Here is a 13,081-nt window from a genome sequence, read left to right as displayed (position 1 = left end):
GGGCGCCGGCCCCGGTTCGGGGGCCCCCCCGTGCCCCCGGGCTGCCGCCGGCCCCCTGCGCAGGGGGCCGGCGGCAGACGTGTGTCACCGGTCAGCGACGGTGGCTGAAGGCGTGCCGGTCCTCCACTGCCGGGCGGCCGACACCGTGCCGCTCCTCCACGGGACGGTGGCCGACACCGTGCCCCTCCTCCATCGGACGGTGACCGACGCCATGCCGCTCCTCCACGGGACGGTGGTGGACGGCGTACCGCCCGTCCGTGACGCGGCGGTGGTGCGGGCCCCAGGAGGCGGAGTCGACGTAACGCCCGCGGTCGTTGCGCAGGGTGGCGGTGTCGGCGTAGCGGTTCCACACCGAGGACCGGCGGTCCTGGTACAGGTCCGTCCGGGTGTCCCGGCCCTCCCCGGTGTGGACGCGGACCGTGGCACCGCCCGCCAGTCGGTAGTGGCGGAAGGTGTAGGTGTTGCCCGCGGCGTCCGAGAGCGACCAGCCGCTGAGGTCCGCGTCCCGGCGCGTGGTGTTGGTGACGTCCACCCACTCCCGGTTCAGGGCGCGGCCTGAGAAGACCGCGCGGCCCTGCAGGTCGTGCTGTACGGCACTGATGACGACCGCGTCGCGGTGCGGCGCCGCGGGTCGGGCGGCGGCCGCCGCGGCCGGCAGGGCCGTGACACCCACCAGGGCGGCCGCGACGGCGGCGACCGAGCCGAGACGGGCGGTCACTGAGACGGAAACGGACACGTGGTCCCCCTTCACGGGGTTCGAGCACACCCCGGCCGCGTGTGGCACGAAACCGCAGGCCGCGAGGGGCGTGTGGAGCGAGACGGCGACCGGTCGGCCGCGCAGCCACACCCTGCGCCCCGGCCGGGCACGGACCGGGCGGCACACGGCGCCCATTACGGATCCTTCGCTTTCCTATGACTCTCGGATGTAACGTCCATTTATTAGTTGAATGGAGAGATTCACCCCCTATGCACCCTCCTCCGCCCGGCAGGCAACGGCCTCCGCCGCCCCCGGCCGACGGGCGGACCACGCCCGGCTCACCCGAAAGTGAGTAACAGTCGGCGGCCGATCGGCCCCCGGGGAGAAGCCGATCTTTTGTGCGTCACGAGGATTTTCCAAACTGGTTGGTAACAAAGGGGGTTCGGGAGAAAGCGTTTGCCGCTACGTTTTGCCGTGCCTCATTGGCATGCCCACACCCCTCAGCGCACACCCTCCCCGTAGGAGACACCCCCATGCGCAGACTCGTTGCCTGTCTGGCGGCCGCGGTCGCCGCTCTCGGCGGGCTCACGGCGACGGCCTCCCCGGCCGCGGCAGCCGGCTCGGGCACGTTCAGCGTGCTCACGTACAACGTCGCCGGGCTTCCGGAAGGCCTCTCGAGCGCCCCCACCCCGCGCGACACCAGCACCACGGAGATCGGCAAGCGCATCGCGCCGTACGACATCGTCAACGTCCAGGAGGACTTCAACTACCACGCGTACCTGTACGCCACCGACACGCACCCCTACCGCACCGCCACCAGCGGCGGCGCGGGCATCGGCAGCGGCCTCAACACCGTCTCCGACTACGACTGGGACGAGGACGACTTCCAGCGCGTCGGCTGGAACTCCTGCCAGCTCGACTCGGGCGACTGCCTCACGCCGAAGGGCTTCACCTTCATGCGCGAGCGGCTCGCCGAGGGCGTCTACGTCGACTTCTACAACCTGCACACCAACGCGGGCACCAACGCCGGCGACGAGGCCTCCCGGGCGGACAACCTCAACCAGCTGACCGACTTCATCAGCACCCACTCGGCAGGCAACGCCGTCGTGGTGATGGGTGACACCAACACCCGGTACACCCGCACCGCCGACACCATCGCCGAGTTCGCCTCGGCCAACGGGCTCACCGACGCCTGGGTGCAGCTGATCCGCGGCGGCAGCGCGCCGGCCAAGGGCAGCGACGCGCTGGTCTGCGACCAGTCCGGGGCGACCGTGCCCAACACCTGCGAGGTCGTCGACAAGGTCCTGTACCGCGGCAGCAAGCTGGTGAACCTGAACGCGACCTCGTACGACAACGAGCACGCCAAGTTCCTGACGAGCGACGGCCTGATGCTCTCCGACCACGACCCGATCACGGTCGGCTTCTCCTGGTCCCAGAACGCGAACTTCCAGCTGAGCGACCAGTTCGGCGGTCCGCACGGCGACTACTACCAGGACATCGACAAGGTGGCCGCCGGTGCCCGCACCACCACCCTCTCGCTGCGCTCCGGGTCCCGCGTCGACCAGGTCGGCGTCACCCTCGCCGACGGCACGACGCTGACCCACGGCGGCACCGGCGGCACCGCGTCCTCGCTGACGCTGGGCAGCAGCGAGTACGTGACCACGGCGTACCTGTGCGAGGGCAAGTACAACAACACCACCCGCATCTTCTACGCGAAGTTCACCACCAACCTGGGCCGCACCCTCGCCGGCGGTACGACGACCTCGGACTGCGTGACCCGCACCGCCCCGTCGGGCTGGCAGATCGCCGGCTTCCACGGCCGCTCCGGCGACGAGCTGGACAAGGTCGGCTTCATCTACACGAAGCGCTGACCGCGCCCGGCCGGCCGCCGGGCAGCTCATGACGTCCGGTCATGACAGCCACCGGCCGGCCGCGGCACCCCCGCGGCACGGGGCGCATCGGCGATGATGGCCGCATGGCCGCCATGGACCTCCGCATCGACGCCACCGACCTGCCCGGCCGCTCCTGCCCGGCTCCGGAAGACAGCGGTTTCTCCCGGTACGGCGACATCCACGTCGCCGTACAGCGCCGCAACCGCCCCGCCGAGCTGCTCGGCCCTCAGCGCGGCGACGCCGTCTCCGCGACCTGGACCCTGCCGTGCGCCACGGCGGTCTCGGTCGCCGGTGTCGACATCACGGGGCCCTACGTCCAGGGCGGTCCCGGCGGCCGGTTCGTCTACCTGTCCTGGGGGACCGTGGACGCCGGGGGCGCCTTCACGATGTTCCGCCGGGCCAAGCTGATGCTCGATGCGGTCCCCGGCGCGGTGGCGGAGGCGGCTGCGCGGGACGGGCTGCTGGTCGGGCGGCTCGGGCTGACCGACGGCCGGGGCATGCCACTGTGCGCACGGGTCGTACCGCCGGCCGTCGAGTGGCGTGCCGGGGACGGTCCTCAGCCCGGCGCCTCGCGGTAGCCGGCGAGCGCGGTCCCGTTCGTGAGGGGCGGCGGACGCCGTCACCGGGGCCCGGTACGGCCGGCCGGCCCGGGTGGCCGGGTGGCTACGCGTGGCCGCCGTAGGTGCGCAGCTTGCGGTAGAGCGTGGCGCGGCCGATGCCCAGGGCCGCCGCCGTGCGGGCCTTGTTGCCGCCGTGGCGGCGCAGGGCCTCCAGGATCGCGGTGCGCTCCGCGTGTTCCATGGGGCTCAGCGGGCGGCCGGCGGGTCCGTCGCGTACGGGGTCGGGCAGTTCGGTGCGCCGGACCGGCCCCACCGCCCGGCGCCCCTGGGCCAACGACCGCACGACGTGGGCGAGTTCGGTGACGTTGCCGGGCCACGGGTAGCGCTCCAGGGCGCGCCGGGCGTCGAGTGTCCAGGTGAGCGGGGGCTGCCCGGGTTCCGGTGCGGGGGCCACCGCGGCCAGCAACTCCCTTATGTCTTCCGGGCGTTCGCGCAGGGCGGGCAGGGTGACCGAGCGGGCGGCGAGGGTGTCGAGGAGTCGCTGGAGGCACGGGCCGGGCGGCGCTCCGGGGGTATAGGTGACCAACAGGCGTGTGGCGGGCCGGGCTTCGAGCAGGGCGACGATCGCCGCCACGTCGGGTTGAGCGAGGCGTTCGGCGTGGCGCAGCACCAGACTGCGGTGGGGGTCGGTGGGCAGTGCCTCGTGCAGATCGCCCTCGGCCGCGTCGACGACGAGCGGCCCGGTTGTGCCGAGCAACTCGCGGGCCAGGGTGGTCTTTCCGGTGCCGCGTTCGCCGACGAGCAGTAACGGGCCCTGTGCGGCGGCCAGTTCGGCGGCACGCTCGGTGGCGTGCCGCCACGGCACCGAGCGCCCGGCCGGCGCGCCCGGCGGGGGTCCCGCGGGACAATCGGCGAGCCACAGCCGGTTCGGCCCGTCCTCGGTGAAGTCGCGGCGGACCAGGTCGTCGTGCACCGGCGGTCCGGCCCTCTTGACTCTCCCGCGCTTCTTGCCGAACACACTCCACCAGCGGTGGTCCCGGCAGATCCGCCACGCGGTGCGATCCGCCATCCGGGCCCCGGCACCACGGGCTTCATCGGCCAGGAAGCGGTGGGCAAATCCGGCTACGCACGTGCCATCCTGCTTCACCTGTGGCAGCAGCGGGCTGACATCCACCCTCATCTGTTGCAATGGCTGGACACCCTCACAGCACCCAAGGGCCCTGGGGCCGACCGGCTGGCCGCCATCGGCGACCTCCTGGTTGAACTGGCCGTCGCGGAGAACCACATCCGTGTCGTCAAACAGATCCATGCCTGGATCGACAACGGCGCCGACAGAACTGAGCACCGCGAGTTGATTGCCCGTGTCCTGACAGTCGCCGCCGAGGCGGACACGCTGGGCGTCCAGGTCCGCGCCCTGCTTCTCGACTCAGCTCAGGACGAATCGGAGGCCGCCGCGACCGTCGTAGCGCTGGTCCGCCAGGGCGAGTTCGCCGAGCACTATCCACGTCAGGCCCTCGTGCGCCTACGGCACATCCTCGGCCGGCCTGAGACGGACGAGGCCGTACAGACAGCGCAAGGTGCGCTGCGAGACATCGCCGCACGCGACGGCCAGCTGCCGCGGGTGTGGAACACCGTCATCAAATGGGCTACTGAGAAGAAGCACCTGGCCGGACACCGGGCCTTCCTTTCGCTGCCAGATCCGCGGGTGGACCCGTACGTTCTGCAAGTGATGCTGGCGACGGCTGAAGAGAAGGAAGACATCAAGGAAGCGCTGCTGGACGGCTGGAACGCGGCCTTGGCAGACACTCGGGTCGAGGCCGAATGCCGACAAGTGCTGACCGCCTGGGCCGAAGCGCGTAAGGCACCAGACATGCCGACCGAGCTCCTGACGGACCTCCTCAACCAGATCATGCTGGGCCACCTGGTCGCCTCCCCGGTCGCCGCGCTCATCTTCGGCGAACCCGGAGTCGCCGACGGTGAGGCGGTCATCGAACTTCGCAAGGACCTCCGGCTGCACCCGATGCTCTCGTCCCTGATCACCGCGCACGAGCGCGCGTCGGCGGAGTCCTGACCGATGGCCTCCACCCAATGGTCGCGCCGCCGCGCGCGCAAAGCGGTACAGCGCGGTCTCACCCGATTCGAGGTCCGCTTGTGCAGCGCCTGTCCCGGGATCGGCTTCACCGCCCGGATCACGGCCACCGTGCTCACCGAGCCGCCCTACCCCAGCCCCGTCGAGGAGATCGCAGGAGCCGTGCTCACCACACTCAGGGACGCCGCGAGCAAGGTCTCGAAGACCTGCGACCCGGACGACCGGGCCGCCGGGGCAGCGCTACTGGCCGCTCAGCGCCGACAGGCCGTGACCGACACCCTGCGGCAGCAGAAGACCGACGCACTCGCTGCCGAACTCGCCAACCCCGCTGCCCTGTTGGCACGATGGATCGAGCGGGACAACGCCGACTGGTCACAACTCGCGCGCTGGGCCGACGAGGCAAACACGGTCGCGGGCGTATTCGCCCAGTATCGCCCCGAGGACGAGCGGAGTGTCGAGCACGAGGCCGTCGAAGTACTGCGCGAGTTCCTCGCCAGCTTCCCTGACCACACCCAAAAGCGCATGCTGTACACGCTTTTGGCCGCCGGCTTGGACAGTGCCCAGAGGCCACACCACGCCGCGAAGGCGCAAGCCCTGGTCAACGGGCACGCCGCGGCCCCGGAGAGCGAGTAGTGAGCGGGACGGCTGGAATCCGCCTCGGACTCGCAGGCGTGGTGATCCGGGAGTACGTCAGTGTGGCGATGGCTGCTCTCGCCCTGGACGAGCTGGCCGGCGTGGCAACTCGCCCGGGCGAGCCAGGGCAATCTCTCCTTCGACGCGGCCTGGCGGCGTACCAGGCTCGAACGGCACCCGGACGAGATGCCCTATCAACAGCATGGCCATATCGCGGCAGACGACGAGATCGAAGACCCCCGGGCCAAGCAACAGTGGTCATACGGTCCATGCCGTACGAGGGGCGAGCGATGGCGACAGGCCACCGGTGCGCGAAGCGCAGCATCATGGCCTCTATGGCCAGCGTTCGCCCTGATGGAGACGAGCACGGGCGGGACTGTGTCTACATCGACGAATCGATGACCGCCGCCGAAATGCTGGGGCGTGCTACCGCTGTCGCCTGCTTATAAGGCTGCAAGCGCCGCATCAGGCAACGTTCGCCCCGTCCTGCCGGACGGGGCGGTGGCGTCGGATACAGTCCGCGTAGTCTCGCGGGGTGCATTCTCATCTCAGCTTCGAGAACCCTCCGGCTCTGCCTCACGAGGTGGTGGTCGAGACGATGCAGCGGGCTCTGCGTGACCGCTCGGTGGAGGGCGAGGCAGCGGGCGTCCTGGTCGGGACCGCGTTGAACGACGACGACGCGGAGTTCATCGAGCACTGGTGCGTGCAGGTCGGGACGCGGGCTGTGTCGGGAAGTCCACTACTCGGGCTGGCCGGCCTGTGCCTGGGACACACCGCTCGGCGCTTCGGGTGACTCAGCGATGAGGCCCTCGCGCTGGCGAAGTCGCTGGCGGCGCGAGCCGAGGCAGACCCGACGGACGTGGACGGACGGGCCCTCGACGGTTACGACGATGTCCGGAGCTTCCTCCACCTGTGGTGACGCCGCCTGCCGCGCCGGGTCAGGCGGCGTTGGCCCCTGCTCACGAGGGCTTTGAGGCGCTTGTCGGTCGCGTTCTTGTTCGGGTTCGCCGACCTGGCCGACCCGGTGACCTCCAGCGTCCTGCAGTGGCTCCGCACCGAGCTCGACTGATCCTGGAATGCGCTGCCGGAGGCAATCCGGTGCGCTGATGGTCAAGTCCGGTTCGCCCCTGGCCGTTACCGTGACCGGCGGCACGGCGGCCCCCGCCTGCCGCTGGAGGCGAAGGAGTGACATGGTCAGGCAGACGATCGCGGAGCAGTACGTCGACCTGATGGCGCGCGCCGGCGTGCGTCGTATTTACGGAGTGGTCGGGGACAGCCTGAACCCGGTCGTCGACGCGGTCAGACGGCATGACGCGGTTGACTGGATCCAGGTCCGCCACGAGGAGGTCGCAGCGTTCGCGGCCAGCGCGGAGGCCCAGCTCACCGGCCGCCTCGCGGCCTGCGCCGGCTCTTGCGGCCCGGGGAACCTGCACTTGATCAACGGCCTGTACGACGCCCACCGCTCAATGTCGCCGGTGCTGGCGCTGGCCGCGCAGATACCCAGCGGGCAGATCGGCACCGGCTACTTCCAGGAGACCCACCCTGACCGCCTGTTCGCCGAGTGCAGCCACTACTCGGAGCTGATCTCCTCGCCGCACCAGATGCCGCGCGTAGTGCAGACTGCGATCCAGCACGCCGTCGGCCGCCGCGGTGTCTCGGTCGTGGCCCTCTCCGGTGACACCGCCGCCGAGGACACACCGGACGCGGCCCCCGAACTCACCTTGCCTCTGGACCTGCCCGCCATCCGCCCGGGGGACCGGGAACTCGCCCGCCTCACGGAACTCGTGGACGCCGCCGAGCGCGTGATGGTGTTCTGCGGCCGGGGCGTCGCCGGAGCTCACGCCGAGGTGATGGCCTTCGCCGAGAAGGTGAAGGCACCGATCGGGCACGCGCTGCGCGGCAAGGAGCATATCCAGTACGACAACCCCTACGACGTCGGCATGAGCGGACTGCTCGGCTACGGCGCCGCGTACGAGGCCATGCACGAGTCCGACCTGCTGCTGCTTCTCGGCACGGACTTCCCGTACACCGAGTTCCTGCCCCGCCATGTGCGCACGGTCCAAGTCGACGTCCAGCCCGAGCGGCTTGGCCGCCGCACCCAGCTCGACCTTGCCGTGTGGGGCGACGTGGGCGAGACCCTGCGATGCCTTACGCCCGCCGTGCGGGAGAAGCAGTCGCGCCGGTTCCTCGACCGCATGCTGGAGCGGCACGCGCACGCTCTCGAAGGCGCCGTGAACGCCTACACGCGCAACGTCGAGAAGCAGACCCCGATCCACCCCGAGTACGTGGCGGCGGTACTGGACGAAGAGGCCGCTGACGACGCCGTGTTCACGGTGGACACTGGCATGTGCTGTGTGTGGGCGGCGCGTTATCTGACGCCGAACGGCCGTCGGCGCATCCTCGGCTCGTTCGTGCACGGCTCGATGGCCAACGCGCTTCCGCAGGCGATCGGCGCTCAGTTCCTGGACCGCGGTCGGCAGGTCGTCTCGCTCTCCGGCGACGGCGGATTCTCCATGCTCATGGGCGACTTCCTCACTCTCGTGCAGTACGGCCTGCCAGTGAAGGTCGTCGTTTTCAACAACTCCTCCCTCGGTATGGTCGACCTGGAAATGATGGTCGACGGCCTGCCCCCGCACGCCACGAGCTACCCGCACACCGACTACGCGGCCATCGCCACTGCGGCCGGAGCGCGGGGCATTCGGGTCGAGAAGCCTGCCGACGTGCGCGGCGCGCTGCGCGAGGCCTTCGCCTATGACGGGCCCGCGCTGGTCGACGTCGTCACCGACCCCGCCGCCCTGGCCGTCCCGTCGAAGATCACCACCGAGCAGGTCAGCGGCTTCGCTCTCTCCGCGAGCCGGACGGTGCTGAGCGGCGGCGTCGGACGCATGGTTCATCTGGCCAGGGCCAACCTGCGCAACATTCCCCGCCCCTGAGGGCTCGGCGAGAGGGGTCGGTTCAGACGCTCGTAACGGGTGGCGTACGGCCGGGGCGGGGGAAGGGACTCCAGCGGGACATGGTGTGCTGCAGGAACCGAGGGTGCGGTTCGAGGTTCTGGGAACGGTACAGGCCTGGCGAGGAGAGCCCGAGCTGGATCTGGGAGGCCCTCAGGGAAGGGCCTTTCTGGTCCTGCTGTTCTTGAGGGTCGGTCATTCGGTCCCCGTGAGCAGATCGTTGACGCCTTGTGCGGGCCGAACCCGGTGCGCAGCGCCGTCGTTGTGATCCGCCGCCATGTCGGGGTGCTGCGTCGACTGCTCGCACCGGGCCTGCCCGTGCGCGTGACGGGCCGCTGTCCGATACGCGGCGCAGGCGGCTACCGGTTGGTGACCAATAGCGCCTCCCGGACCTGCTGCGGTTTTGCGGGCTGCGGGAGGAGGCTCGGCAGGCCGCTGTCGAGGACACGCCTTCGCGCGGCGTGGATGTTTTCCCACCACGGACAAGCAGGTTCTCCCCTGGTCCGGATAACCGTGTCCCCGATCGGGTCGGCTGATCCCCGTCCCAGGTGCATCTGACCCCCAGGAGGTCAGTGCTCCATCGGACGGCGAGGACGGCAGCGGTTAAGAACCGCCTCGGCGTTGGTGGGGCACGTCGTCAGGGTGCTGTGGGGCGAAGGGCGAGGAGGGCTTGGAGTGGCCGGGTGGGCTGGGGGGTGCCGCGCCAGATCAGTGCTTTGCGGTAGGTGAGGGAGGGGCTGATCGGGACGGTGCGGATCCGGGAGTTTGTTGGGAGGGCCCGGTCGGTTCTCACGGTGAGGGAGATGCCGACTCCGGCTTCCACCAGGGCGGCGTGCAAGCCCCCGTCGTTGGTTGCGTATTGGGTGGTGAAGTTGATGCCGGCGGCGTCGAACGCGGACTGCAGGCGTGGCCGTAGTCCGCTGTCGGGGTCGTAACTGATCAGGGTCTTGCCGGACAGCAGCTCGATGGGCATGTTCTCCCGGCCGGCCAGCGGAGAGTCTGCTGGTACGACGGCCACGAGCTCGTCCTCGAGCATGACCACGCTGCGCAGGTCTTCGGCGAGGGGCTGCTGGGGCAGGGCCACCACGGCGGCGTCCAGTTCGCCTTCTTCGACGCGCGAGATGAGTGCGGCGCTGCGTCCCTCGACGAGCTGCACGGCGACGCCCGGGTACTGGCGGTGGAAGGTTCCCAGGAGTGCGGGCAGGGGGGTGTGCTCGGCCCCGTCCACGGTGCCCAGGACGAGTGTGCCGGTGACCAGGGCGGCACGGGAGGCGAATTCGGCGGTCACTCGGTCGGCGTCGGCGAGGGTCTGGGCGGCCAGGGGAAGCAGCACTCGTCCGGCTTGGGTGAGTCGGACGCTGCGGGTGCTGCGTTCGAAGAGCGCTTCGCCGAGTTCTTTTTCCAGGGAGCGGATCTGGTGGCTGACGGCGGGCTGTGCCACCGACAGCCGCTCGGCGGCGCGGGTGAAGCTCTGCTCCTCGGCCACGGCCACGAAGACCCGCAAGGTCCTCAGTTCCACGATCATCAACCTCTTTTATTAATGGCATCAAAAACTGGTCTTTGACCTCTTGCTTGTTTATCTCCACTGTAGATGCATGGCAGACGTGACACAGGCGCCGAGGCGCCTCGACGGGACGAAGACGAAGCTTGCGGACACCCTTGGCCCACCCGGGCTCAGCAAGGGGCAGGTGACGTGGATGTCGGTCGCGGCCGGCGTGAGTGTCGCCAACGTCTACTACCTGCAGCCGCTGTTGCGGCCACTGGCGGCGTCCTTCGGCGTGTCCGACGCACTCGCCGGACTACTGCCGATGATCACCATGGTCGGCTACGCTGCCGGACTGCTGCTGGTGGTGCCCGCCCTGGAAAGGACGGGACTGCACCGGCTGATGCGCTGGCTGAACGCCGGCAGGCTGTTCGCCCTGGCGCTTGCTGCATCCGCCACCGACTACGCGCTGTTCGCGGTGGCATCAGTACTGCTCGGAGCAACCAGCGTGCTGGCACAGATTCTGATGCCGGCCGCGGCGTCGCTTGCGCCGCGCGAGGCGGTGGGGCGCACGACGGCACGCATCACAGCCGGTCTCTTCGGCGGCATCGTCGGTGCCCGGGTCATCGCCGGGGCGCTCGACGGTCTCCTCGGCTGGCGTTCGGTGTATGTGCTGTCGGCGCTGATGACGCTGCTCGTGCACCTTGCACTGCGAGGCCTGCCCGAACCGCCCGTGCGCCACGGGCTGGGCTACCGGGCCCTGCTGGCTTCGCTTCTGCCTCTCCTGCGTGGTCAGCGCGGGCTGCGCCGGGCGGCGCTGACCGCGGCTGCCGGATTCGCCGGCTTCAACGTCTTCTGGACCGCCGTGACGCTGTACGTGACCGGCCCGGCACACCGCTGGTCGACCACCGGTGCTGGACTGCTGGGCCTGGTGGGCGTCGTCGGCACCGCCACGGTACTGGCCATCGGCCGGTTCCTCGACGGCCGCATGCGGCGGCGTCTCGCGGTGGCGGCCGCGGCGGTGATGGCTCTCGGCCTCCTCATCGCCGGTGTATGGGGCCTGTCGGCCGGTGCCCTCATCGTCGGGGCGCTGCTGCTGGACTCCGGTGCCCGCGTGAGCAACGTCGCCAATCAGACCCACGCCCTCACACAGCATCCCGAGGCACGCGCCCGCCTCAACACCCTCTACATGACCGCGTACTTCGCGGCCGGTTCGCTCGGTTCCGCGGCAGGGGCACTGCTCTTCGCACACGGCGGCTGGACTGTCACCGCGCTGGTCGCCGCAGCCCTGGCCGCACTGGGAGCCGCGCTCGCAGCCAGAACATAGCGAGGGGGTGAAGGGCCTCGTCAGCGGGATGTCCACCGGCCCATCCATCTCTTCCGCACTCCCATGACCTGCCCCTTCGCGTGCTCGACGCGCGGTGCACCGTGGGTACAGCGGCCGTGCGCTGACGAGCATGGACCCCTCGTCCACCGGTTCTACGGTGACGGCACAAGGCGGCGAACCCCTAGTTGCCCCCTCCGGTCGATGGCCACAAGGCAGTCGGCGAATCCCCAAGGTTGGTCGAACTGGCAGTGTCCGGTCGGCCATGACCTGCACAAGTCGGCCCGGTACCAGCCGTGGCCCCCACAGAAGGAAACACACCATGAGTGATGCGAAGAAGGTCCTGACCGATCTGGTGCTGTCCACCTCGACGGAGCACGCGCCCCTCGACGCGCCCTGGGAGACGATCGACATCGCCGACTGGCTGCTTAACCTCCCGGACAAGGAGTACCAGCGCTGCGCTCCGCCGGACCACAAGGCGGCCGGCTACACCACGACCGACGACGGCCGGCCGATGTCGATCAACGTGGAAATGATCGGCACCGGGCTGGTGATCCAGCACTACGTCGCCGAGATCGCCGAGAAGCACCACTGCCACATGGTGTCCACCTCCGATGTCCTCACCCCGCACGGCTGGACCACGGTCCAGGTGATCTGGGACCTGTCGGCCAAGAACAACGGCGACGGCACCGTCACCTACACCAACCAGGTCACCAGCCACCCCACCCAGGAGTTCATGGACTTCCTCGAGACGACCGGCGGCACCTTCGAAGAAGCAGCCGCCGCACGGCAGGCCGCCTCCGGTGACCACAACCGGCGGGAAACCCCGCTGTTCGCCGCAAGCATCGCCCGCCACGCCCACGCACGGAGCGCACAGTGACCACGCAGCCCGCTGCGCAGTCCACGGCTCCGTCGCCGCGCGAGATGGCCCGCGCCTTCACCCCGGCCCTGACCGAGCTGGTGGAGGATCCCCTGTACAGCCAGGTGTGGGCTGATCCCGCGCTCAGTCCTCGGGACCGCAGCATCGCCACCGTCGCCGCGGTCGTGGCGCTCTACCGCCCCGAGGAACTGCCCGCGCAACTGCGGCGGGCCGTGGACAACGGAGTGACCCAGGCCGAACTCGCGGCGATCATCACCCACATCGCGTTCTACGCCGGCTTCCCGGCAGCCATCAGCGCCTCGGCCATCGCGGCCCGCACGCTCCTGGACTGAGAACGCACACCCCGAGTCAGCGGGCCACCTCCCGCTCCCGCCCTTCCCCGTACATCGAGGACCGCATCCGCGCGTGCCGCGCAACAGCGGTCCCGATGACGACAGACGAGGGGCGGACGGTTGGCCCGTGGTCTCGGCCGCAACTATCTCAGCGTCGGCCGTCGGGACACCGACGCTTCTGGACCGAGCGCGGCAGGCGGCACGGTACGGGGCCGCCGGCTCTCCTCCGCCCCATCAATT

11 protein-coding genes and 2 pseudogenes are annotated in these 13,081 nt (G+C 70.0%); 9 read left to right on the top strand and 4 right to left on the bottom strand.

All coding sequences use genetic code 11. The features are described from left to right. Nucleotides 1-91: 91 nt before the first annotated feature. Nucleotides 92-736, bottom strand: coding sequence for a lamin tail domain-containing protein (locus AB0472_RS35800; protein WP_366362859.1), 645 nt, complete (start codon nt 734-736; stop codon nt 92-94). A gap of 494 nt (nt 737-1,230) precedes the next feature. Between AB0472_RS35800 and AB0472_RS35795 the strand changes: the two genes are divergently transcribed. Both AB0472_RS35795 and AB0472_RS35790 read left to right on the top strand, forming a co-directional pair. Further along, nucleotides 1,231-2,568, top strand: a complete 1,338-nt coding sequence (locus tag AB0472_RS35795; protein WP_366362857.1) for a jacalin-like lectin — start codon at nt 1,231-1,233, stop codon at nt 2,566-2,568. Nucleotides 2,569-2,681: 113 nt separating this feature from the next. Beyond that, a complete protein-coding gene (locus AB0472_RS35790) occupies nt 2,682-3,167 on the top strand; it encodes a DUF5990 family protein (RefSeq protein ID WP_366362865.1) in 486 nt (161 codons plus the stop codon). 85 nt (nt 3,168-3,252) lie between these two features. Here AB0472_RS35790 and AB0472_RS35785 read toward each other — a convergent pair. Continuing rightward, a pseudogene (locus tag AB0472_RS35785) lies at nt 3,253-4,032 on the bottom strand (helix-turn-helix domain-containing protein); the annotation flags it as partial. Nucleotides 4,033-4,056: 24 nt separating this feature from the next. Beyond that, nucleotides 4,057-4,197: pseudogene (locus tag AB0472_RS35780) on the bottom strand (IS3 family transposase); the annotation flags it as partial. Between AB0472_RS35780 and AB0472_RS35775 the strand changes: the two are divergent. From AB0472_RS35775 to AB0472_RS35760, 4 genes are all read left to right on the top strand, one after another. Continuing rightward, nucleotides 4,180-5,220 (top strand): hypothetical protein, encoded by a 1,041-nt coding sequence (locus tag AB0472_RS35775; RefSeq protein ID WP_366362855.1) that lies wholly within the window; start codon nt 4,180-4,182, stop codon nt 5,218-5,220. The pseudogene AB0472_RS35780 and the gene AB0472_RS35775 sit on opposite strands and share 18 nt — an antisense overlap. A 3-nt stretch (nt 5,221-5,223) precedes the next feature. Next, nucleotides 5,224-5,871: a hypothetical protein gene (locus AB0472_RS35770; protein WP_366362853.1), complete on the top strand. Its 648-nt coding sequence runs from the start codon at nt 5,224-5,226 to the stop codon at nt 5,869-5,871. 535 nt (nt 5,872-6,406) lie between these two features. After that, nucleotides 6,407-6,664 carry a hypothetical protein gene (locus AB0472_RS35765; RefSeq protein ID WP_366362851.1) on the top strand — a complete coding sequence of 86 codons (258 nt, stop codon included), beginning with the start codon at nt 6,407-6,409 and terminating at the stop codon, nt 6,662-6,664. A gap of 397 nt (nt 6,665-7,061) precedes the next feature. Then, nucleotides 7,062-8,804: a pyruvate dehydrogenase gene (locus tag AB0472_RS35760; RefSeq protein ID WP_366362849.1), complete on the top strand. Its 1,743-nt coding sequence runs from the start codon at nt 7,062-7,064 to the stop codon at nt 8,802-8,804. A gap of 655 nt (nt 8,805-9,459) precedes the next feature. On the opposite strand, the gene AB0472_RS35755 is transcribed toward AB0472_RS35760, so the two are convergent. Continuing rightward, nucleotides 9,460-10,347 carry a LysR family transcriptional regulator gene (locus AB0472_RS35755; RefSeq protein ID WP_366362847.1) on the bottom strand — a complete coding sequence of 296 codons (888 nt, stop codon included), beginning with the start codon at nt 10,345-10,347 and terminating at the stop codon, nt 9,460-9,462. 172 nt (nt 10,348-10,519) lie between these two features. Between AB0472_RS35755 and AB0472_RS35750 the strand changes: the two genes are divergently transcribed. The 3 genes from AB0472_RS35750 (at nt 10,520) to AB0472_RS35740 (ending at nt 12,841) form a co-directional block, all read left to right on the top strand. Next, nucleotides 10,520-11,632 carry an MFS transporter gene (locus AB0472_RS35750; RefSeq protein ID WP_366362845.1) on the top strand — a complete coding sequence of 371 codons (1,113 nt, stop codon included), beginning with the start codon at nt 10,520-10,522 and terminating at the stop codon, nt 11,630-11,632. Between the two features lie 319 nt (nt 11,633-11,951). Then, the gene (locus tag AB0472_RS35745; protein WP_366362843.1) at nt 11,952-12,509 is read left to right on the top strand and encodes a hypothetical protein; all 558 of its coding nucleotides are present in this window, start codon (nt 11,952-11,954) and stop codon (nt 12,507-12,509) included. Then, the gene (locus AB0472_RS35740; RefSeq protein ID WP_366362841.1) at nt 12,506-12,841 is read left to right on the top strand and encodes a carboxymuconolactone decarboxylase family protein; all 336 of its coding nucleotides are present in this window, start codon (nt 12,506-12,508) and stop codon (nt 12,839-12,841) included. Before AB0472_RS35745 ends, AB0472_RS35740 begins: the two co-directional genes overlap by 4 nt. Nucleotides 12,842-13,081: the final 240 nt, after the last annotated feature.

Source organism: Streptomyces sp. NPDC086777 (genome assembly GCF_040702065.1).
Taxonomy (GTDB): domain Bacteria; phylum Actinomycetota; class Actinomycetes; order Streptomycetales; family Streptomycetaceae; genus Streptomyces.
The sequence above is the reverse complement of the archived record's forward strand: the minus strand, read 5'-3'. Positions and strand labels throughout refer to the sequence as shown.

Bases quoted from the DNA above. Each gene is read 5' to 3' on its own strand.
- AB0472_RS35795 (WP_366362857.1), top strand. From the start codon at position 1,231: ATGCGCAGACTCGTTGCCTGTCTGGCGGCCGCGGTCGCCGCTCTCGGC.
- AB0472_RS35790 (WP_366362865.1), top strand. From the start codon at position 2,682: ATGGACCTCCGCATCGACGCCACCGACCTGCCCGGCCGCTCCTGCCCG.
- AB0472_RS35770 (WP_366362853.1), top strand. From the start codon at position 5,224: ATGGCCTCCACCCAATGGTCGCGCCGCCGCGCGCGCAAAGCGGTACAG.
- AB0472_RS35760 (WP_366362849.1), top strand. From the start codon at position 7,062: ATGGTCAGGCAGACGATCGCGGAGCAGTACGTCGACCTGATGGCGCGC.
- AB0472_RS35755 (WP_366362847.1), bottom strand. From the start codon at position 10,347: ATGATCGTGGAACTGAGGACCTTGCGGGTCTTCGTGGCCGTGGCCGAG.
- AB0472_RS35750 (WP_366362845.1), top strand. From the start codon at position 10,520: ATGTCGGTCGCGGCCGGCGTGAGTGTCGCCAACGTCTACTACCTGCAG.
- AB0472_RS35745 (WP_366362843.1), top strand. From the start codon at position 11,952: ATGAGTGATGCGAAGAAGGTCCTGACCGATCTGGTGCTGTCCACCTCG.